Origin of the sequence: Neobacillus sp. NPDC093127 (genome assembly GCF_044754175.1) — a bacterium.
Taxonomy (GTDB): domain Bacteria; phylum Bacillota; class Bacilli; order Bacillales; family Cytobacillaceae; genus Neobacillus.
Genome location: NZ_JBIVOP010000023.1, coordinates 1 through 20,934, shown reverse-complemented (window position 1 = coordinate 20,934; position 20,934 = coordinate 1). Strand labels below are relative to the sequence as shown.

Sequence of the window (20,934 nt, the reverse complement as noted above, 5' to 3'; positions counted from 1 at the left end):
AGCAAGTTGAATGGATCGATATTTATTAACACTAAGAAACCAGATAAAATCGGGAAATGTTAAAGTAGAAGAGATTGCCGATTGCTTATATCTCAGTACGAAACAAACACGAAGGAAGCTTCACCAATGGCAGCAGGATGGATGGCTCACTTTTCAATCCGGGCGTGGAAGGGGGCGTACATCGTCACTGGAATGGCTGCGGGATGTGGAACAAGAATTCGAACGGCATTTTTTACAATTGCTTGAAAAGGGGGAGATTGAGGAGGTTAGCAGGTTGTTACTGCTAGATTGGCCAGTCGAAACCAAACAGCGCTTAATGACTGCCTTCCAAACAAATTTCGGCTTTCATCAGGAAGAGCAGGACAGACTCATCATACCGCGCTTTGAGCCTTTTTTAACCTTTCATCCACTCAAAGCGGCGGATACCCACAGTGCGAATATAATTGCCAATCTATATAATCGTGTGGTCACGTTAAACGCTGACAATACGGTTACATCAGAACTTGCACATTCGTGGGAATATAGTGATACTTCTTTGATTTTATACTTGCGGAAAGATGTTGCGTTTCACGACGGATCAATCTTGAAAGCGGAGGATGTCGTAGAATCTTACTGGCGCATGAAGCAGGATGAACACTACTTCATGCTATGGGAACCGATTATCTCGATTACAACACCTGCACCACTAGTAGTCGAGCTGACGTTTCCAGGAGGATGCACCTATGTCCTTCAGCTCCTAAGTCTGTTATCAGCAAGTATTTTTAAAGAAGTGAATGGTAAATTGGTAGGAACAGGTGGTTTTTATCTGGCAGAAGAGACGGAAGGGAAAACTGTCCTTGCGGCTTTTAAACAGTCTTTTGGGCATCGACCGCTGCTCGATCGTGTAGAGTTTATTCAGGTTCCGAGGGAATTTGAAGTGGTCTATTATGGGGCTCATGAATCCGAACAGGTAGAAACCTTTAAGGTGGAAAGTGATTCTGGTTTTGGAATTGTCGTCATGAATCCCTATCGCGGATCTGAAATGGAAAGAAAGGAAGTTCGTGATTATATACATATGGTCATCGCCAACCATCGTCATGAGCTTTCAGAGGTCAATTCTAGAATTATGGGGAACGAAGAAGGGTGTTTAATCGGGATGTCCCAATCGTATAAAATGCCTGCTATTCCGAAACCGATGATGACAAGACCGTTAAGAATGCAATATGTAAACTATACAAATGATACGTCCCATTGGTTAAAAGACAAGCTCGAACAAGCCGGAATGGAGGTTGAAATGGTAAAAATCACCTTCCAAGAAGCAGTATATAATACCAGTATCCGTCAAGATGCCGACTTGTTTATTCATGGCGAAATTTTCGAACTGAACCAAACCTTTTATTATTATTTCTTTTTGATCAATAGTTTCTCTCCTCTACAACTATTAATAAAGCAAGATCAGAAACTGAACCAATTCATAAAGGCGTATGATTCGATTTCGTTTGAAAACTGGAATGCTCACCATTTGAGAATCGAAAAGTACTTACAGAACGAGTCGCTTTGTATCCCATTGTATTATGTAAAACGTCGAATACCTTTTTCGATTAATCTTATGAACATTGAAATCAAACATTTTGGGTATGTCGACCTAACAAAGCTATGGACTAAGCCACACATTTGAAGCCAGTGAAGCACAGGGACGGTTCTCATGCTATTAAAAAGGTTAGTGCAGGGCACAAGAACCGTCCCTATGGTCATAACCGGTTCCGTTCCTTTCGCAAAACCGAAAATGCAATCGAAAATGCCTCCCAATATGTACTGCTTTTTGACTCCTACACCATACCTGCAGCTATCTTTAATATTCTGCTTCCGCCAACCATAAAAGAGCGGCCCTCTCACTGCCCCAGATGAGGCATCAGCAAGAGTTGATAAATAAGCGGAGAAATTTCTCTTATTTAGGAAATAGCACTGAAAAAAGCTTAAATAGACGGAAGGATTCCGACTATTGACTCAAAAAACGTGAAAATGGGTAATTTTGCTTTGCTTAATCGGAAAACCTCCGCTTATATACCACAAACCGAGTTCTATTCTGCAGATTAACCGGAAAATCTCCGCTTATTTTAAATATCACTGGTTACTCAATTAAGGATAAGACTTTTAATTGACATATATATCCAATTGTGCGGCATTTTGTGTAAGACAAATTGTAGGGGTACAATTGGGAGGTGCATTTCATTTACAATTTTTTATGTTATTTCGTCACTAATGGCTTTACCCCAATAAAAAATGAGTGTCAAATTTCATATACAAATTGGCACTCATTTTAACTTACATTTTTAATGTTTGTGATAGGAAACGGAACCCGTGACCCATGTTCATTGGTCTTCTTTTATTCAACTCCAAGGGGGCTGTATCCATGTTTCACTTGACTAGAAGAACCGTCTCCGTGGTCTTCAGGCACTTTTGCCGCCAATTTCCGATAGAAAATTGCAAGCAGCATGGATGGGATGGTACAAATGATCATCCCGATAAAGGCGTATCTTGGCTCAATTTCATATAAATATCCGCCGAAGAATGTGAACACCGCAGTGCTCCAGCTTAGTGCCAGTGCTGAATACATCCCTTGTGCATTTGGAATCTGTTCTTGTGGAATATGCTTGGTTAAATACTTCATAAAGGCATAATGTCCCATCGCAAATGAGCAGGCATGCAAGGTTTGCGCGATACAGAAAACAATCATATTTGGAAAGAAAAATATGAGAATCCATCTTATTGTTGAGCCAAATGCCGCAAGTGTCAGTAAGGAGCCAACTGAAAATTTGCGAAAGGTCCGATCTGCGACTAAAAAGAAAATGATTTCTGCAGCCACAGCTATGTTAAGAATCATGCCAATTAAATATTTGGGTGCATGGATTTCTTGTAAAAAAATATAGCCATAGCTGTAATAGGATGCGTGTGCCGCTTGCAGTAAAATCACAATAACTAGTACGAGGCCAAAGTGTTTGAGACGAAATAATTGCAGCATTCCGCCTTTTTTCAAATTTGCGGCTTGTGGTTTTTCCATTAAAACAACAGGGGCAGGCATGACACTAAGAACAATGAATACGAATATGCCAAGTAACAACGCCCATAAGATTACTTTATCCCCAAGTGCTCCTGTAAAGACCGTTAACATCATCCCGGAAACGACAAAGCCAATGGACCCCCACGAGCGGCTCTTCCCGTAATCTCTTAATTGCTGTTTTTGCACAAGGACGCTTGCTGCGCTATCCAATGCCGGCATCAAACTCGGATAAAAGAAATGCAACAGTAACGTGACAACTAATAAGCTTACATAAGAATTCACTGGAATACTGCAAAGAAGGGAAATGAACGTGCCGATTGCCATCCCATTTAGCAGGGTTCTACTGCTAAATTTCCCCGATAAATAAGGAAATACAAATAATGTAGAAAGGCCGCGGACAACTAGTCCTAAACTCATAATCAAACTAGCTTGTGAAACCGTCATTCCTTTTGTATGAATCATCCACCCTGTCCAATAGGGTAGAAAAACACCCCAGGTGATAAAAAAACTAAAAAATTGTCTGTTCATCCATCGTTGTGAATTCATTCATTACCCCTCCAATGTTTGCATCATATCATGGAGAAACGTACAATAATATGAGATATCTCATATTATGGAGGAGATTAATGGAAATTTATAAAAATGAGAAAAGGCAGCGCTATTTGGAGGAATATTCGATTGGGTATTTATTTGCTTTTCCGATTGAAGAGTTTCTAGAAGTGCATGAATATAAACGAGATGAATGGATTATTCAAGAGGGCACGCGTCCGGATTGCTTATTTTATGTCATTGAAGGAAAAGCGAAAATTTATGTGACGCATCAAAATGGAAAGGTTTCCTTAATTAATTTTATCAATAAGGAAGATTTTTTCGGGGAAATGGAATTATTAAATCCAATTTATTATACGAAAGGAGTTCAAGCCTCTACCAAAACCGTTTGTTTTGCGATTCCTTTTCATCGCTGCCGCGCCAAATTGCTCGAAGATGCTACCTTTCTCCGTGAACTTGCGAAGTTCTTAAGTGTAAAATCCACACAAATGGCGGCAAAATATACGCAAAGTCTATCATTCCCGCTAGAAAATCGGCTTGCCGATTTTATTTTGCAAACTGCAGATGGAAAGGTTTATAAGGAGAAACACGTCACCGTGTGTGATTTTTTAGGTGTCTCCTACCGTCACTTATTATATGTGTTTGCACAATTTTGCGATAAAGGATATTTGAAAAAGGAAGGACGTCACTATCGCATCCTACAGCCCAACGAACTAAATGGACTTGCCAGGGTATTGATGAATGAATGACGCCGGATCGTTCTAGTGGACAGGTCGATCCTCAACTAAAAACCATGAGATCCGACCCTGTGGCCCTGCCTAATACACCGATTTTCGAATAAGTTCCTCAATTGGTGCTAAGCTAAATACGAAAGACTTGGAACTTGATGAATCATGCATCAAAAGCCAATGATTGAGGTGAAGAGCATCGTGCCAATAGTAAACACAGTCTCAAGCAGCCTGTTTTATTCCGTTCAGGGTGAGGGAACACCGATATTATTTATTCATCCGCCATTACTTACTAGTGCCAATTTTATCTATCAAATGAAGGAATTGTCGCGCTATTTTAAAGTTATTACGTTTGATATTAGAGGTCATGGGAGAAGTGCTTACTCAAAAGAGCCAATCACGTATCAGCTTATTGCAAATGACATAAAGCATTTGCTGAATCATCTTGGAATCGACAAAACCTTCCTTTGCGGATATTCTACGGGAGGTTCCATTGTATTAGAATTTTTATTAGCTTATCCTAATCGGGCTTTAGGCGGAATTATCGTGAGCGGGATGTCTGAAGTCCGGGATGGAAAAAATGAAGCAAGGATTTCAATTGCAAGAATCCTTACAAAAGCTGGGGCAATGCCGCTGCTAGGACTCTCAGTAGCATGGAGCAATTCCAATACAATTGAGATATTCAAGAACATTTATCGCGAAGCTCTAAAAAGTAATAGTAGAAATGTCGAACAGTATTACCATTCTTGTTTAAAGTATAACTGTACGAATAAATTAAAAACCATCCAGAGCCCGGTATTATTGATATATGGAGAAAAAGATATAAAATTTCATACATATGCCAAACTGTTACATGAAAAGCTGCCAAATAATGAACTTACGTTTCTCCATGAAAAACATCAAATACCGACAAAATCAGCCGACGAGTTAAATCAATTAATTCAGGGGTTTATCACTGAAATTATGAAGGGATGATCCAAGTAAAGCTGGACCATCCCTTCATTCCTATTACAAATCTCGGTAAGTAGAAAGAAATTGGGTAAACGAACGGAAGATACGAGTAACAAAAGGCTTCCAATACTGCTCAGTAAGCTTAACGACAAAGGCTGTTCCATTTCCAAGGATGGCGCTCCCGATGATATCAGATGGATAGTGCTGTCCCATCCAGATCCGCGAAATGCCTACTAGGATCGATAGCAGCCACAAGCTCCAGCCTGCTATTCGGTGATAAACCATCACAGATGCGGCCAAGGTAAAGGCAAGGGCAGTATGTTTACTTGGAAACGATGAATCTTTTTTAGATGGGACCGGCGGCAATAAATGAACGCAATGCTTTAAGAATGGCCTTGGTTTATAAAAGAATAGCTTAATCATCGTACAGAGCAAATACGTCACACTGACTGAAACTCCAGTATATAGTGTCATTTTTTTATAAGAATCGTGGCGAAACCAGAGAACGATTACCACGAACAGATAGATAAACCGAGCTCTTTTTGAAATGGTGACCATAAGGAAATCTACAATCCGATTATGCCCCGCCAATTGATTAATTACCTTAAACATTCCATAGTTCATAAAAGTCTCCCTTAATTTTAAGTTATAAGATTAAGGGTATTATTTCCGTCCGTTATACAAATATGTAATACATCATAACAATTAAAAAACTACAACTAAATAAATTTTAGTACCTTGCATTAATTAGTAGTAGATGATATAGTATTCCTGTGATGGTATTTTTTCATATTTTACTACTGTGTATTAATCAGTAGTAATCATTACTTTATAGGAAGGTGAATCACATGAATGTTCAATTTAAGAAGGGTGCGCTGGAATTATGTGTCTTGGTCTTTACATTGAAAAAAGACCGATATGGATATGAATTGGTTCACAGCATCTCTGATAAAATCCAAATCGCGGAAGGAACCGTATATCCTTTATTACGAAGATTAACTAAAGAAGGCTATTTCGCTACTTACTTAGCTGAATCTAATGAGGGTCCGCCAAGAAAATACTATCAATTGACGAAAGCCGGTCGAGAATATCTTGAACAGTTGGTACAAGAATGGCAGCAATTTTCTGCCAGTGTGAATGAGATTATTGAGGAGGGGATGGACTGATGACCAAACAGCAATTTTTAAACGAACTTAACCGTCTATTGGTACAGATACCGGAAGGAGAACGAAATGATATTCTAAGTGATTACGAAGCACATATTGATTCGGCTATCGAAAATGGGAAAACCGAGGAGGAGGCTGTAGCGGATTTAGGCTCCCCAAAAACAATCGCAGATGAATTAGGTGTATTTGTACCTACTGACAAACTTAGTGGTTCAAAAAAGGAAATCAATACAAATGTTGGACCTAACATTTTTGCATTTTTGGGTATGCTCTTGTTTAATCTAATTTTCATCCTAGGGCCTGTTGTAGGGGTTGCTGGTGCTTTTATTGGTCTGTATGCTGCTGCGTTTACTTGTCTTATTACTCCTGTTGCATTTATCATTAATTTATTTACGCACGATACACCAATACTACTTGCGTTCTTCTTAATCCTTGCCACTTTTTCATTTGGGTATCTATTTTTACTAGTGACAAATTTTCTTGCAAAGTGGTTTTTAAAGTTAATCCACTGGTACTGGAAACTCAACGTAAAAATCGTGAAAGGGAGTTATTAATTTGAAGAAATATTCTATCGTTGCAGCTATTTTAGGCTTGGTAATTGGGGTAATCGGAGTTGTAGCTTATGGATATACTCATGACAATTTTTCTACTGTCACAATAGATGAAACAAAAACAATCAATGCAAAAGACATTGATAAAATCGAGTTGGAATCTAGCTTAGCCAATGTGCATTTTTACCCAACAAAATCTGATGTAATCACCGTTCATCTTCACGGCGGAACATCGAAAAAGAATATTGAGCTTTCAGTAAGTACGAGCGGAGAAACTGCTAAAATTGATATTGGACCAAAAAATGATTCTCTTTTTCATTTTTCTCCTTTTGAATTCATGACCAAACAACTTCAAGCCGATGTTGAAATACCACAAAAAATGTACAGTGAACTGAAAGGTCATGCACTAGCAGGCAGTATTACCATCGAACAATTATCAGCCAGCCACTTTGATTTGGACTCTTCCGCAGGTAGCATTAAGGCAAATGACTTAAAAGGTGATGTAACTGCTCATTCCTCCGCAGGTAGTATAAAGTTAACCAACATTGAAGGAAAGTTGGATTTAACTGATAGTGCAGGTTCGATTGATGTTCAGTTAAAGGCGATTACTCATGACATTTTCGCAAGCAGCAGTGCCGGTTCCGTTCGGATTGTGACCGAACAGCAACCAGAGTCTCTTCAAATGAACCTCCAGACATCGGCTGGTCATGTGGATGTAAATCTGGCAAACGTTTCGTACAATACAAAGGACAGTGACCGTGTCATCGCCTCTATTGGTTCAGGTGGTCCACAGCTCAAGCTACAATCAAGTGCTGGATCCGTATCAATAAATAAAAAATAGAATTGGAAATCCAAAAGTGCCAGGTATCATCCAATTCAGGATGGTGCCTGGCATTTTTTTAGAATTCTTTATAATTTGGTCATTATTGAACTAATGTTCCTGTTATTTGGTTAGCTTGCAGCCGTTGTTTTTTTGCTTTCCGGAAATGGAATAATTCATAGAAAGTTGGGATGATAATCAGCGTCAAAAGGGTGGATATGATGAGTCCAAAAATGACCACCACAGCGAGTCCCTTTGAAACCAGATTTAAACTCATCGCCGATTCATGTGTAACTAGAAGCGGTACCATGGCAAAGACAGTGGCAAGTGCTGTCATAAGAATCGGCCGCAGACGTACGATTCCTGCCTCCATAATCGCTTCCCGAATGGTCATTGTTTCTTCATTGTGGCGGATTCGGTCAACCAGCACAATGGCATTGGTTACCACAATCCCAACGAGCATCAGCATTCCGATACCCGAAGATATATTGATGCTTGAGTTGGTAATCACGAGTCCTAATAGCGAACCGATCGCAGCAAGTGGCAATGTAATCAAGATCGCGATACTTGCCCGGAACGACTTTAATGTCACGAGCAAAATCATAAACACGATTCCAATTGATAACATAGACAGTTTAGCCAGTTCCCCTAATTGATCGGAGGACTGCATGGAAGAACCGGTAAGTTCTGCACTTGTTCCTTTGGCAAATGTTTCATCTTTGCTCCAAGTTAGGAGCTGCTGCTGAATTTTTCCGGTAACGTCTACCATTTTGTCCGGATTCACTTGAGCTGTTACCTGTAAATAATGATGGCCGTCTTTTGTAAAGATGGTCCCCAGCTCATTGCTTTCTTCAACCTTAGCAATACTTGATATAGAAACAGGCCCATCTGGCGTCATCAGCTGCAGATTTTTTAAATCGTCCACCGTTTGAATCTCTTTTAATGCTCCCAATTGGACTGCGGTGGTCCGTCCGTCAATCTTAATGTTTCCAATCACAGCAGGCTTTATCATCGCATAAATAGATTGGGCGACTTCCTGTGCATTTGATAATTTTGAATCCACCTGAATGCTAATGGTTGGTTTGGTATTTTGATCGTTGCTTTCTACTTTTTCAACACCATTTATGCTGCTTATATCTTTCTTAACCATATCAGCAGCTTTTTTGATGTCGTCGTCGTTCTTTCCGATGACATCAATGGAAACAGTCGTCGTATTGGATCCGAGCAAACCTGCTGTCTCAGCTGTCAGCTCCGCATTTGGAAACTGGTCTTTTGTTTTTCGGATGTCTTTTACAAATTTGGCAGAATCGGTCCCTTCTTTCGTAAAAATCATAAATCGAACGACGTTGGCTTCTTGCAGGTTGCCATATTGTGCAGCATCCTCATTGACACCTGCCACTGTAATATGAGTTTTTACCCCATCTTTTTCTGAAAGAATGCCCTCCATTTTCGCAACACCGTCTTTTATTTCGCTAAATGGAGTTCCGTTATCATAGCGAAGACCGATTGCTATGTAGGCAGAATCTTGCTGATCGACAGAACCTTTGGGCATGGTCAAAAATAACCCGACGGACCCGACTACAACGAGAATCGCTATCGTGATGGGAAGCCATTTATGATTAAGCGACCATTTCAACAAAGAAGGGTAGAAGGATTTCGCCTTGTGTTCTTTCATCTTTACCTTTTTCATCATACGGGCGCTTAGTGCTGGGACCACTGTCAGTGAAACAAGCAGTGAAGATAGCAATGAACAAGTGATCGTAATCGCAAACGGAGCAACTAAATCTCTTAATCCTCCCGATACAATCAGCATTGGCAGGAATACTGCTACTGTTGTCAGAGTAGATGACGTGATCGCTGATCCCACTTCTTTAACTGATTCGATAAGAAAGGCAGGGGTTAATTCATTATTTTGCTTTCTTCGGTAAATATTCTCGACTACCACAATACTGTCATCCACTAGCCGTCCGACAGATACTGCAATTCCTCCAAGCGTGAGGATGTTTAAGGTAACGCCAAAGAAGGAGAGTAGAATCATCGTCATGCATAGGGACAATGGTATGCTGATAATTGTGATCAGGGTCATTCGGAAACTGCGAAGGAATAACCAGATTATAAGGGTAGCAAATAATGCTCCGGTCAATACTTCTCTTGTCATCGAATTGATGGAATCAAGAACGGTATCTCCTAAATTCATCACGATCGTAGCTTGAAGGGTTCCCTTGTAATCCTTATTGATTTTTTTTACTGCAACTTCCACTTGTTTTCCAAGCGTTACGGCATTGGAGGTGGAATCCTTCTGAATGACAACGTCAATAAAGCTCATTCCATTCAAATGGATGATGCTTTCGGTATCTTCTTGCAAGGTAATACCAGCTACATCCTGTAGTTTTGTCTTACTGTTTAACTGGATGTTTTTAAGTTCATCGAGCGTTTCTAATTTTCCTGTTACGATGATGCTTGTTGCTTCGTTGTTCATCGTTTGTTCGCCAACGGCAACGGAAGCCGTTTTCCCTTGAAGGAGTGTATATAGCTTTTCAAGCGGGAAATTTGCTGCCGCTAATTTAGCAGGGTCAACTTTAATCATTACTTGTTGATTTCTTCCGCCATTGGTGATGACATTGCCGACACCTTTTAGATCTTTGAACATCGGCATAATCTCGTTTTCTACGATATTTAGTTCATTATTGCCAATTTCCTTATCAAATGTGAGACCTAATTCCACAATCGGAATTTCAGATGTATTGAGGTTGATGACATATGGCTTCATGACCCCATTGGGGAGATGTACCATTGAAACTCGTTCTTCAATTTGCTGTTTAGCTTCTTTTACATCAATTTTAGATTCAAATGTGACGGTCAATTGGCTAAAGTTATTTCCTGTTTGTGCAACGACACTTTGTTTTCCTCTGACGCCGTTCAATGCCTTTTCAATTGGCTGTGTTACTTGTTCATCCATGCTTACAGCATCCATACCGTTTCCAACTGTTGAAATGGTCACGTACGGCTGGTCGGCTGATGGCATCAGTTCCATTGGAATCGTGGTGTAACTAAAAATGCCAAAAATCATCGAGGCAATTACAGCGAAAGCCAATGCCGCTTTGTTCCGCAATGCCCATTTGGTAAACCAAGTCATTAAAAAAACCCCCTAGTCCTAAAGTCATAAAAACAGGTAAATTATACCTCTTATAGGGCAAATTTACCAGAAGTTTTTTCATAATTTTACAAAAAAATTAACTTATTCAAAACAAAACACCATCCTGTTGGATGGCGTTATACAAAATTAAAATTACTCAAGTTTGGAGTTTCTTTCGCTACTCTATCATTAAAAAAAGGCGTGCCCTGGCTTTTGTCAGTTTGGCACGCCATTTTTTGATTATCCTTCTATTTTGCAAACACGTGATTTCCAATGGTCTCTACAGTTTCACGAGATCGAATCCAAGTATCTGTTGCAATTTCTGGATTATAGAAAAAAATAGAATCATTTAATGTATCTTCTCTATTTAAAGCTTCATCCACTGCTTGAGTTGACTCTTCTGATGCCGGTTTATTAATTTCACCATTTTGAACAGGTGAAAAGGCATAAGCATGACCGACTACTTCATTAATCACTTCTGTCACCGTATCAGGGAACTGAGGGGATTCCACTCGATTTAATACGACGGTTGCAACGGCTACTTTTCCTTCATAGGACTCGCCTTTTGCCTCCGCTTCAACTAATCTGGCAAATAAGTCTTTTTCTTTATCTGAAATAGAAACCGCAGGTGTTGCTGGCTCTTTAACTGGAGCTTCAACTTCTGGTTCAGCGGCTTTTTCTGCTGCTTCTGTCGAATCATTAGAAGTCTCAGCTGCAGGTTTTGATGGATCTGCTAGTAACTCGACTGCTTTTGCTGCTACATTTATCACAGGTTTTGCTAATTGAATGGTTAAGCTCTGAGGGTGTAAGATTTCTCCAATAGATATATCTTGTATTACCTCGTTATTGCCAATGGGTAAATTATTTTGTATTCCATTTACTGGAAAACTGTGTTTAGTTTGAATGAATGATTCGGTAATGGCCTTCGCCGTATTAGTGTGTACAATTAAGGTAATTGTAGCTGCACCAGCTACAACTAATGATTTAAAAGAATTTCTCATGTTGTGTGCTACCTCCAGTAAAATTCTTATGTTATTACCCTAACATGACTTATGATTCATTTACAGAACGATAGCATTACAATTCTTTATAATTTGATGAGCAGAATTACAGTAAAATGATGTTTCATGACAAAACTTCAATAAAAATGTCATAAACTAGGAAATTAAACGAAACGGAGGAATAAATTACCCAATAATTAGGTGTTTGTTGCCAATGTAAATATTTCTAAAAACCACGAGAACCCTCCCTGTGGCATCTGAAAAAGCGAATGGCAACAAAATACACCTTATTTTTATAAGGATTAAAGAGCAATTTAGAAGAAATTGTGAAGGATTTTCCTTAAGCTAAACGGTCAGGTTAGTTGACGATGAGAAGATATAAAAAAGGTCTTTTCCAAAGCCCTTAAAGGAGTAATATCAGGTAGACAAATAATTGTAACACGGGTGGAGGATAATAAAAATATCTTATCAATCATCAGGAGGATTTATGGAGTGAAGAATTGGGTAATTCGAGTTCTAGTTATTATTGCTGGGTTACTTCTATGGGCTGTTTTGAGAATTCTATTTCATTATCCGTATTAAACCAAAGGGTACTTGAGTTGAACAAGGGGTTGCTGCGACGTAGGATGTATTCACATTCTAAAGGTGATAATTACCTTATTTTCTGTGTAATAATTTTTCATATTCGTTTAAAAGTTTGTTTAAAGCTTGACTCAATGATATAACTTCTTCATCAAGAAAATCTAACTTCTTATTGTAAGCTGTTCGAACCATTTCTTCACGAAGTAGGTGGATTTTATTCCAAAGTTCTTTTTCTTTATCAAATTTCTCATTCATTTTTGCACCAACTATATGATAAATTCTAAACATTATTCATTGTGCCTTTAATGCATGGCTATTATGTATTAGAAAAGTTTTTTTGTTAAACGTTCTTGGTGCATATAATATCAAAAGAAAAAGAACTCATTATTGAGTTCTTCCTATAGACATTTCACCCGTTAGCCACCCATGCAGCAGTTCTTCAACATCTGAGGTTAACGGGGAATTTACATTCCCTTGTTAAATTGATTGGAATCCTTATGAAAAATAGCTACTTATTTAGGGTTAATATTATTACTCACATCACGATTATCGGATGCTGTATTGTTATCTGCTTCAGCCGTCTCCAGCATCTGGTTACCAATAACACCGCCTGAAACACTGCCTATAACAGTACCAATTAGTCCAAATGGAGCACCTATCATAGCACCCGCAACGGCATCAGTAAAAGTTCCAACTGCTTCACCCAAGTCACTGGTACCTTGATTAGCATCATTCCCAGCTTGGTTGTTGCCACTTTCTTCTACATTTCCACCAAAGTTATTGCGTTCGTCACTGTGTTTCATCTAATCACTTCCTCGTTTATTAATAGGGAATATGTTAAATATGAACGCACACCATCCTAATCATATACTCCCCAGCTGAAGTAGTTTTACTCACTATATGTTTAGGAAGCACGCTTTATCTTCATTAATGCAGCTATAAAGTTATACACCAAGGGCATTGCGTTAAAAAGGTGCTTTTTTGTTTTTCAACAAACGGGCAGGATCGTGCAATAAGGCAGGGATTTTGGAGAGGGTTGTCGAATTACATTGTTATACAAAATTGGATAGGGTGATTGAAACGTGTTAAAGGCCACAAACTTGAAGAAAAAAGTTTTCCTCATTTTAGTTTTTCTTATCATTTATATTGCATATCTATACCAAAAGCCAATATTGACAACTGAGGAAGCCACCGGTTATGCAGTTTTGTGTTTGAACTTTCCACCAAAAGAATCGGGAAAAAAAGCCTTTGATATTTATGTTCATGACGTTACACTGGAGAAATTGTCTATTGATACAAAGAGTGGTATTTTTAATCAATTTACTAATCAACGCGAGTTGAGTGTAACACTGAAAACTAAAAATGGAGAAGAACCAACCATTAGGATGGACGCGTATAATGGAAAATGCCTTGAGGTGACTGGTCCATTAAATTAACAGGATGTCCCGCTGCATAATGTGCTAACGGTGGCTTTTGTTCAATAAGAAGTCGCTGAGGCGACTTTTTTTCTTTTTCCACTAACGGTATAAATCATTGTAAACTTAAAATACGCTCTTTTACATTAAAAAGATTGTGAAATATTCTACTTAAAGTAACGGGTGCGAGAATTTAACAAGCAACGCTTAGAGGCGTTGCTTTGTTACGTTAAAAATATTTTCTATAAAATTCTTGTCTAAGGCTTCCACTTAATTGGCATAAATTTTCGTTGTTTCACTTTTTTCGTGACCCAGTAAACTTTGAAATTGAATAAATCATCTTAGTTCTTAGGAAACTAAAATGAGGTGATTCTTACGAAAAAACTTGCAATTATAGTTATGATTGGAATGTTTTTAGTGATTACTTACACAAGGGTTAATGCGAAAACAATAAATGAAGCTGATACAGAATTATGTGAAACGCTAAAAATGGCACTTATAAGTAGCAATAGAGAACCAGTAGATAAAGCAATTACTGAAATTTATAAGAACGACAAAAATGCACCAGAAGGTCTTACTTGGGCTTCCTATGACACAGAAATTCTTAAAATAAAACAGTTGTATGGAATTGGTGGATTATATGAGATAACGTTGAAGGTGTACCCCTATTATCGTGCTCATAACAGTTATGGGGAAGATGAGGTTGTGATAAATACAAGAGGTAAACTGATTAGTTATAAACACTTGAAAACATATCCTTGAACTACAACTACCGTGTACAAGAGTTAATCAAAGGGGTTGCCTGTGGCAGCTCCTTTCTTTATTGAGCTAACGTGGCAGGTTAGTGGAATAAAAAGTGAATTAATCCATTATTATCTGTATTATGTTAACTGCATAAATCAGTTGTACAGAGATAATAAAGTTGTTTAATTTGCAATTATTTTGCGGTAATGAAATTAAATATCAAAAATAAAGGAAATATCTTCTTGACAGTCGAATATTAGCCTAGAACCATAATTAACTTTTCCGATGAGGAGGATTCTTGTGCGTCCACGACCATTATTTATTGAAAATCCAGAGCATTATAGGTATGTTAGTCTTGTGCCAGATGGAGATATTGAAGAAATACTTAGTAAGCAACGAACTGAGACCATTACCCTCTTAAGCAGCGTATCAGAGAAGTCAGCAAGGAAGGCGTACGCACCAGGGAAATGGACTTTAAAAGAAGTGATTGGGCATATGACCGACTCGGAACGTGTGATGTCGTATCGAATGCTTGCCATTGCACGAAATGAAAGTGCACCACTCCCAGCAATGGATCAGGATCAATACGTTTCTGCGGCAAACTTCAACAAATTATCCTGGGAGCAGTTAATAGCTGGTTTAGACACGGTACGCTCCAACACGTTAAGCCTTATTTCAACCATTGATGATGCAGCGTGGGTTCGTAATGGAACTGTAATGAACAGCCCAGTTTCGGTAGGTACCATTGCATATGGTATTGTCGGGCACGAGTTACACCATATGAAAGTGATTAGTGATAAATACTTATAAGTCTTTTTCTATTAATGAAAAAACCTAATTTCTCATTTATTGCTGGAACTACCATTAAAGAAACTGATGAAAGTAAAAACGCTGAATTTTTCTCATTAGATAGCATTCCTAAAGGTACAAATCAATTTTGGGACAATCATCAAAAGGAAGTAATTGAGGATTTAAAAAACTTCAATGGGCAACTAATTTTAAAATAGTCCAGATTAATAAATTGGGTATAAGCTTATTCAACAACGGATGCTTTCCTTTAAGATCTGGATGCAAAAAAACAGCCTTTTTCTTATTCGACTAACGGGAGTTTAGTTGAACAAGAAAATAAATCCTCTATAGCAATTGACTAAACCATTTATTTAGGCTAAGATATTTTCAATTAATACGGAATATACGGCTATGAAGAGAAGAGTAATTTTGATTAATTATTTCCAGAGAGCTCCGGTAGGTGGAATGGAGTAATAATGATCTTAATGAAAAAATGCTTGGAGCTTCGCACGGATCTAAGAACGTTTTTAGTGATACTGCGACGGGATCTCCCGTTAAAGAGATAGGGTATAATCAATTATTAAAAATTGCTGTACCCGAAAAGGTTGATATGGTGACATATTAATAAACTGAGGTGGTACCGCGGAGCTATAAACTCTCGTCCTCAAGATGAAAATCTTGGGGGTGGGAGTTTTTTTGTTGTTTAGAAGTATAAATCCATAATTAAAAATCCTTATAATCAAACTAAAAGACTGGAGCGAAAAGAATGAGTAATGAACAAACTGCTTTTAGAATAGAGAAATTAGAGACTTTAAAATCGCAGGGGATTCCAGTATATCCTGAAAGGTTTTCTACAAATTATGAACTTTATGTAGCCACTCAACTGGAAGACGGAACTTCTGGAGTCCGAGTAGCCGGAAGAATAATGAGTATTAGAAACTTCAGCAAATTAATTTTTATTACTATTTCAAACATACAAGGAAGCTTACAACTTCTTTTGAAAAAGGATGAGATTGGCGAGGAACCTTTTAATCAATTTCATAATTTATTGGATATAGGAGATTTTATCGGTGTGGAAGGATGTATGTATACGACTAAAACGAATGAGAAAACACTTCGAATCGAAAGCTATGTGTTTCTTGGGAAGGCGTTGCGGACTCTTCCAGAAAAATGGCACGGTTTAAGCAACGTTGAACTTCGCTATAGACAGCGTTATTTAGATTTAATGATGACAAAAGACACACAAAGTCGTTTGCTAGCGAGAACCAAAATGGTACGTGCCATTCGCAGATTCTTTGAGGACCAGGAATTCTTAGAGGTAGAAACACCAGTTTTACAGCATACTTCCTCGGGGGCTTTAGCTAAACCTTTTAGAACCTATCATAACTCTTTAGATACTGAATTAAATTTACGAATTGCACCGGAAACCTATTTAAAAAGGTTAATTGTAGGTGGTTTTACCAAAGTATTTGAATTTGCAAAGTGTTTTAGAAACGAGGGGATTAGTCCCCAACATCTTCAAGAATTTACAATGGTTGAAGGATATGCGGCATACTGGAATTATGAGGATACAATGAAATTAATGCGAGATATGGTTCTGTTTGTTTTGGATCAAACCTTTAATACAACTACCATTACCATCCAGGGTCAAACGATAAACTTTTCACTAGAATGGGACATTGTCTCTTTCAGGGATTTAATCTTAAAAGACACGGAGATTGATATAGACCTATATCCTGATGTTATAGATTTATATCAAGAAACGTTGAGGAAAAATATCAACTTAGAACATTCCGACATTAAATCTTTAGGGAGAGGTAATTTTATTGATCTTCTTTACAAGAAAATGTGTCGACCACTACTAGTTAAACCGACATTTTTAATCAAGCACCCTATTGATTTATCCCCACTAGCTAGAGCCAATGATCAAAACCCAGCTCTTACAGACCGGTTCCAATTAGTGGTGAATGGTGCGGAAATTATAAATGCCTATTCAGAGCTAGTTGACCCACTTGAACAAAGAAGAAGGCTGGAGGCTCAAGCCCATCTTAAAAGTAATGGAGATTCAGAAGCTATGGAGATGGATGAAGATTATCTAACAGCTATGGAATATGGAATGCCGCCCATTTCTGGTTGGGGGTTTGGAATTGAACGCTTATTAATGGTTCTAACGGATAGTGATACAATAAAAGATTGTGTTTTATTTCCATTAACTAAAAAACTATAGTGGACCCCCAATAATAGTATTCAATATTTTGTTATAGGTGGTGGACTGTAACCCCGGTTACCACCTAATTATCGAACAATAAAGTTTTTAGGGGACAGTTCCTTACTCAACTAACGGGTGCGATAGTCCAAGGAAAAAACAAATCAAATCGCTTGTTAAATTAGGGATTCCTGAGGAAGAGGGGAAAGGACTAACTTTCTGTAGAAGAGGTTATCGGTATATCGGATTATCGAAAGTCGTACAAAGAGCAATCTCAAATAAAAGACTAAAGCAGAGGGGACTTCCTTCTGCTTTAGAACATTATCTAAAAGTACACACTGTAATATAAATTGAACCGCCGTATACGGAACCGTACGTACGGTGGTGTGAGAGGGGCGAAAATAATTAATTATTTTCCCTCTACTCGATTTTCACTACCGGGCAGGTAGTTGAAGAAGCAGTTCCAGGTATAATATGGTTAATCGTACTTTTAAAGGTGGTTAATATGACAGTTGTAAATGAATTGGTTATGTGAACCAAACAGCGAGAAGCAACTCAATATTTTGATAAAGTTTTTGAAATAATGAAAGATGAAAAATTTTACTATGATAAACAGTATGAAAAAATAATCGAGGCATATATCAACGCAGGATGGAGGCAAAGATGCCAGGAAAATTCTTGATGAATTAATTGCACGGCAGAGTTGCGATAAAAAATTTTTAAAACTGGAGAAATGTAAGGCCAAAGTATTAAAAAGACTGTAATTTATGGTGGAAACATGTTGAATATCTATAATATTTGTCCGCTATTTATTTTTAAAGATCAATGCGCCCAAAGAAAATATGGTTCTAGACTGGAAAATAAACTTGTAGTCTGAAAAATAGAATTTAAGACTCACTAATGCAATTAAACTATGTGGCAGTAGATCAGATACGATCAATGTAAAGTATTTTCTGAGATGAAATATTAAGTTCAGGAAGATCTCTATCATCATTATCAGATCAGGAAAGAACTTTTTGACGTGCTGGAGAAAGAGAAACAACTATGTATTTCTTTATAATCTTTAGATTATTTACAAACTTTTAACTTTAAGGAAAATTATCCATGTAATATCATTGTATGTAGAGGAAAGTTTAATTAATTGCCTTTTTTCATTGAACACTACTTAAAAATGATTCAGATTACTAATTCTATGTTGCTTCTCACAAAGATGCCCTAAAAGTACTGAATCGTTATCGTGCCCCATTTCGCTTTGGTTTCAATCTTTACCTTAGTATTAACATCGCATTCACTAATAATGAACATAGATGTTGATATAAAAAATTACATATAGGAGGTATTTCTATGTTGAAGAAATCAATGTTGTTTGTTTTGGGGTTGGTTCTGTCGTTTGCTGTTTTTCAATATGACATGTCGACAGCCTCGGCGCAACCGCCCGGAACGCCGTCCTTGTCCACCGCCCAATCCCAGCTGAACTCGCTGACCGTCAAATCCGAAGGCTCCATGACCGGCTACTCTCGCAACTTGTTCCCGCACTGGATCAGCCAAGGCGGTGGCTGTGACACCCGTCAGGTGGTGCTCAAGCGCGACGCCGACTACTTCAGCGGAAACTGCCCCGTCTCGGACGGCAAGTGGTACAGCTACTACGACGGGGTCACCGTGTACTCACCGTCCGAATTGGACATCGATCACATCGTCCCTTTAGCGGAGGCGTGGCGTTCCGGAGCCAGCAGCTGGACCACGCAAAAGCGCCAGGACTTCGCCAACGACCTCAACGGCACGCAGCTAATCGCGGTGACCGCCAGTGTCAACCGTTCTAAGGGGGACCAGGATCCATCGACGTGGCAACCACCGCGTTCCGGCGCCCGCTGCGCGTACGCGAAGTGGTGGATCAACACCAAGTATCGTTGGGACCTAAGCCTGCAGTCGTCGGAAAAGACCGCGCTGCAGAGCATGCTTAACACCTGCTCCTACTAAGTCCGTTATTGTTTCTTCAAGTACAATCAACCGACCGTTTGTAGTACTTGGAGCGCAACTATCCAACCACAGAAAGGAGTCACTCACATGGAAAAGAAGACGTCAATCTTCACCGCAACCCATGGTGTAATGACCAATGAGGTCGGCGTGATCAGCGGGAAGCTTGAATTGCGCACCACCTGCCAAGACGACGGTGCCCTCACGCTCGCAATCACATATGTTGGAGCTGAGGAGTGGTACACGCTGCCAGGTAAAGATTACCGCCTGCACGATCCGCGTGATCACGAGGTCGTCCACCGCATGCTCGCTACCGTTCTAGAGCGCCCTTGAGACGCTGACCTTATTACGCTCCTAATAGGCCAATTAAGCCCAGCAATTCTTGAAGAAGGTTTATAGGGGTATGAGGATCACTCGTAGATTATCGGGCAATCTTCAATAATCGGTGTATTATCGAGGATTTCGGTAAGTATTTGTTTGGTTTCAGGTGTTAGCTGCTTTAAGTTGAACAATCTCTTATTTATCAAACTCTTCTGTGCATTTTATTTCTTCAATGGCGGAAGACATTTAAGACAATTCTTCTTTGACTACCATGAAAATTAACTTCTGTAATAAAGTGAAAAAGGCAATACTGAAGAAGACGCAGCTCATTCGTTTTTTTAAAAAGGGGAGAGCGCCAATATCATGGATCTATGGTAATAAAGTGAACGGGATTAGGAAGCTTTAGGTTCTTCTAACGTAACGGTGTATCCTAAACTTTCGAGTCGTCTCAGTGAATGCCGAACGATAGATTGTTGTCTCTGCTTATCAAAGTAGTCTTCGCCTAAGTCTACATACATTTCTTTTCGGGTTAAGAGATAATAAGAGATACGTAACATTGCGTGAGCGACTACAATACCAGCACGTTTCTTACCCTTTCGGGATGCTGTACGTCTATAAAGTGCGCCAAGATAGTTTTTGGATCCCTTTACTGAATGAGCTGCTTCTGTTAAAGCTGATCTTAAATAATTATTTCCTTTTTTAGTTTTGGCTGATTTTCTCTTTCCAGCGCTTTCATTTTGCCCAGGAACTAGCCCTGCCCAAGAACACATATGAGCTGCAGAAGGGAATTGTTTCTTTACATCAGTACCAATTTCAGATAGGATTTGTTCAGCCATTCTGGTTGCTATGCCAGGAATTGAATCCAGTCGTGCTACATCTTCTTGATGAGAGCTGACTCTGTCCGCAACTTCTTTATCAAGCATCTCGATTTGCTCAGTAAGAAAATCAATATGACCTAAAA

20 protein-coding genes and 1 other annotated feature are annotated in these 20,934 nt (G+C 38.8%); of the genes, 13 read left to right on the top strand and 7 right to left on the bottom strand.

Annotation, left to right across the window (positions count from 1 at the left end):
- Nucleotides 1-10 precede the first annotated feature (10 nt).
- Nucleotides 11-1,657 (top strand): ABC transporter substrate-binding protein, encoded by a 1,647-nt coding sequence (locus ACIQCO_RS23340; RefSeq protein ID WP_400433404.1) that lies wholly within the window; start codon nt 11-13, stop codon nt 1,655-1,657.
- 708 nt (nt 1,658-2,365) lie between these two features.
- On the opposite strand, the gene ACIQCO_RS23335 is transcribed toward ACIQCO_RS23340, so the two are convergent.
- Nucleotides 2,366-3,586, bottom strand: a complete 1,221-nt coding sequence (locus tag ACIQCO_RS23335) for an MFS transporter (RefSeq protein ID WP_400433401.1) — start codon at nt 3,584-3,586, stop codon at nt 2,366-2,368.
- 80 nt (nt 3,587-3,666) lie between these two features.
- Between ACIQCO_RS23335 and yeiL the strand changes: the two genes are divergently transcribed.
- Both yeiL and ACIQCO_RS23325 read left to right on the top strand, forming a co-directional pair.
- On the top strand, nt 3,667-4,338 hold the full coding sequence (gene yeiL / locus ACIQCO_RS23330; protein WP_400433398.1) for a transcriptional regulator YeiL: 672 nt from the start codon (nt 3,667-3,669) through the stop codon (nt 4,336-4,338).
- Nucleotides 4,339-4,518: 180 nt separating this feature from the next.
- A complete protein-coding gene (locus ACIQCO_RS23325; RefSeq protein WP_400433537.1) occupies nt 4,519-5,292 on the top strand; it encodes an alpha/beta fold hydrolase in 774 nt (257 codons plus the stop codon).
- A 33-nt stretch (nt 5,293-5,325) separates the two neighbouring features.
- Here ACIQCO_RS23325 and ACIQCO_RS23320 read toward each other — a convergent pair whose 3' ends face one another.
- Nucleotides 5,326-5,892, bottom strand: coding sequence for an undecaprenyl-diphosphatase (locus tag ACIQCO_RS23320; RefSeq protein WP_400433395.1), 567 nt, complete (start codon nt 5,890-5,892; stop codon nt 5,326-5,328).
- Nucleotides 5,893-6,116: 224 nt separating this feature from the next.
- On the opposite strand from ACIQCO_RS23320, the gene ACIQCO_RS23315 reads away from it, so the two are divergent.
- From ACIQCO_RS23315 to ACIQCO_RS23305, 3 genes are read left to right on the top strand one after another with little or no spacing between them, the layout of a single operon-like run.
- Entirely contained in the window at nt 6,117-6,434 is a 318-nt protein-coding gene (locus ACIQCO_RS23315) for a PadR family transcriptional regulator (protein WP_024027552.1), read from the top strand.
- Nucleotides 6,434-6,988 (top strand): HAAS signaling domain-containing protein, encoded by a 555-nt coding sequence (locus tag ACIQCO_RS23310; RefSeq protein WP_400433392.1) that lies wholly within the window; start codon nt 6,434-6,436, stop codon nt 6,986-6,988. The genes ACIQCO_RS23315 and ACIQCO_RS23310 overlap by 1 nt, the downstream gene beginning before the upstream one ends.
- Before the next feature lies 1 nt (nt 6,989).
- A complete protein-coding gene (locus ACIQCO_RS23305; RefSeq protein WP_400433389.1) occupies nt 6,990-7,826 on the top strand; it encodes a DUF4097 family beta strand repeat-containing protein in 837 nt (278 codons plus the stop codon).
- Nucleotides 7,827-7,908: 82 nt separating this feature from the next.
- Here the strand turns inward: ACIQCO_RS23305 and ACIQCO_RS23300 are convergent, their stop codons facing one another.
- The 4 genes from ACIQCO_RS23300 to ACIQCO_RS23285 all read right to left on the bottom strand — a co-directional run bounded on the left by ACIQCO_RS23300 (nt 7,909) and on the right by ACIQCO_RS23285 (nt 13,327).
- Nucleotides 7,909-10,941, bottom strand: coding sequence for an efflux RND transporter permease subunit (locus tag ACIQCO_RS23300; RefSeq protein WP_400433386.1), 3,033 nt, complete (start codon nt 10,939-10,941; stop codon nt 7,909-7,911).
- Between the two features lie 248 nt (nt 10,942-11,189).
- A complete protein-coding gene (locus tag ACIQCO_RS23295) occupies nt 11,190-11,942 on the bottom strand; it encodes a cell wall hydrolase (protein WP_400433383.1) in 753 nt (250 codons plus the stop codon).
- Nucleotides 11,943-12,599: 657 nt separating this feature from the next.
- Nucleotides 12,600-12,779, bottom strand: coding sequence for a Spo0E family sporulation regulatory protein-aspartic acid phosphatase (locus tag ACIQCO_RS23290; protein ID WP_400433380.1), 180 nt, complete (start codon nt 12,777-12,779; stop codon nt 12,600-12,602).
- Nucleotides 12,780-13,036: 257 nt separating this feature from the next.
- A complete protein-coding gene (locus ACIQCO_RS23285) occupies nt 13,037-13,327 on the bottom strand; it encodes a hypothetical protein (RefSeq protein WP_400433377.1) in 291 nt (96 codons plus the stop codon).
- Between the two features lie 279 nt (nt 13,328-13,606).
- Between ACIQCO_RS23285 and ACIQCO_RS23280 the strand changes: the two genes are divergently transcribed.
- The 7 genes from ACIQCO_RS23280 to ACIQCO_RS23250 all read left to right on the top strand — a co-directional run bounded on the left by ACIQCO_RS23280 (nt 13,607) and on the right by ACIQCO_RS23250 (nt 19,985).
- Entirely contained in the window at nt 13,607-13,960 is a 354-nt protein-coding gene (locus ACIQCO_RS23280; RefSeq protein ID WP_400433375.1) for a hypothetical protein, read from the top strand.
- Nucleotides 13,961-14,338: 378 nt separating this feature from the next.
- Nucleotides 14,339-14,701, top strand: coding sequence for a DUF3888 domain-containing protein (locus tag ACIQCO_RS23275; RefSeq protein ID WP_400433372.1), 363 nt, complete (start codon nt 14,339-14,341; stop codon nt 14,699-14,701).
- A gap of 282 nt (nt 14,702-14,983) precedes the next feature.
- Nucleotides 14,984-15,493: a DinB family protein gene (locus ACIQCO_RS23270; RefSeq protein WP_400433369.1), complete on the top strand. Its 510-nt coding sequence runs from the start codon at nt 14,984-14,986 to the stop codon at nt 15,491-15,493.
- A gap of 14 nt (nt 15,494-15,507) precedes the next feature.
- Nucleotides 15,508-15,690: a hypothetical protein gene (locus tag ACIQCO_RS23265; protein WP_400433367.1), complete on the top strand. Its 183-nt coding sequence runs from the start codon at nt 15,508-15,510 to the stop codon at nt 15,688-15,690.
- Between the two features lie 184 nt (nt 15,691-15,874).
- Nucleotides 15,875-16,141: a binding site (T-box leader), on the top strand.
- 97 nt (nt 16,142-16,238) lie between these two features.
- Nucleotides 16,239-17,699 carry a lysine--tRNA ligase gene (gene lysS, locus ACIQCO_RS23260; RefSeq protein WP_400433364.1) on the top strand — a complete coding sequence of 487 codons (1,461 nt, stop codon included), beginning with the start codon at nt 16,239-16,241 and terminating at the stop codon, nt 17,697-17,699.
- A gap of 1,323 nt (nt 17,700-19,022) precedes the next feature.
- A complete protein-coding gene (locus tag ACIQCO_RS23255) occupies nt 19,023-19,655 on the top strand; it encodes an HNH endonuclease family protein (protein WP_400433361.1) in 633 nt (210 codons plus the stop codon).
- 87 nt (nt 19,656-19,742) lie between these two features.
- Entirely contained in the window at nt 19,743-19,985 is a 243-nt protein-coding gene (locus ACIQCO_RS23250) for a hypothetical protein (RefSeq protein ID WP_400433358.1), read from the top strand.
- Between the two features lie 380 nt (nt 19,986-20,365).
- Here the strand turns inward: ACIQCO_RS23250 and ACIQCO_RS23245 are convergent.
- Nucleotides 20,366-20,934, bottom strand: a 569-nt coding sequence (locus tag ACIQCO_RS23245; RefSeq protein WP_400433355.1) for a transposase, incomplete at its 5' end; no start/stop codon positions are given.

Bases quoted from the DNA above. Each gene is read 5' to 3' on its own strand.
- ACIQCO_RS23340 (WP_400433404.1), top strand. From the start codon at position 11: ATGGATCGATATTTATTAACACTAAGAAACCAGATAAAATCGGGAAAT.
- ACIQCO_RS23335 (WP_400433401.1), bottom strand. From the start codon at position 3,586: ATGAATTCACAACGATGGATGAACAGACAATTTTTTAGTTTTTTTATC.
- yeiL (WP_400433398.1), top strand. From the start codon at position 3,667: ATGGAAATTTATAAAAATGAGAAAAGGCAGCGCTATTTGGAGGAATAT.
- ACIQCO_RS23320 (WP_400433395.1), bottom strand. From the start codon at position 5,892: ATGAACTATGGAATGTTTAAGGTAATTAATCAATTGGCGGGGCATAAT.
- ACIQCO_RS23315 (WP_024027552.1), top strand. From the start codon at position 6,117: ATGAATGTTCAATTTAAGAAGGGTGCGCTGGAATTATGTGTCTTGGTC.
- ACIQCO_RS23310 (WP_400433392.1), top strand. From the start codon at position 6,434: ATGACCAAACAGCAATTTTTAAACGAACTTAACCGTCTATTGGTACAG.
- ACIQCO_RS23300 (WP_400433386.1), bottom strand. From the start codon at position 10,941: ATGACTTGGTTTACCAAATGGGCATTGCGGAACAAAGCGGCATTGGCT.
- ACIQCO_RS23295 (WP_400433383.1), bottom strand. From the start codon at position 11,942: ATGAGAAATTCTTTTAAATCATTAGTTGTAGCTGGTGCAGCTACAATT.
- ACIQCO_RS23290 (WP_400433380.1), bottom strand. From the start codon at position 12,779: ATGAATGAGAAATTTGATAAAGAAAAAGAACTTTGGAATAAAATCCAC.
- ACIQCO_RS23285 (WP_400433377.1), bottom strand. From the start codon at position 13,327: ATGAAACACAGTGACGAACGCAATAACTTTGGTGGAAATGTAGAAGAA.
- ACIQCO_RS23275 (WP_400433372.1), top strand. From the start codon at position 14,339: ATGATTGGAATGTTTTTAGTGATTACTTACACAAGGGTTAATGCGAAA.
- ACIQCO_RS23265 (WP_400433367.1), top strand. From the start codon at position 15,508: ATGAAAAAACCTAATTTCTCATTTATTGCTGGAACTACCATTAAAGAA.
- lysS (WP_400433364.1), top strand. From the start codon at position 16,239: ATGAGTAATGAACAAACTGCTTTTAGAATAGAGAAATTAGAGACTTTA.
- ACIQCO_RS23255 (WP_400433361.1), top strand. From the start codon at position 19,023: ATGTTGAAGAAATCAATGTTGTTTGTTTTGGGGTTGGTTCTGTCGTTT.
- ACIQCO_RS23250 (WP_400433358.1), top strand. From the start codon at position 19,743: ATGGAAAAGAAGACGTCAATCTTCACCGCAACCCATGGTGTAATGACC.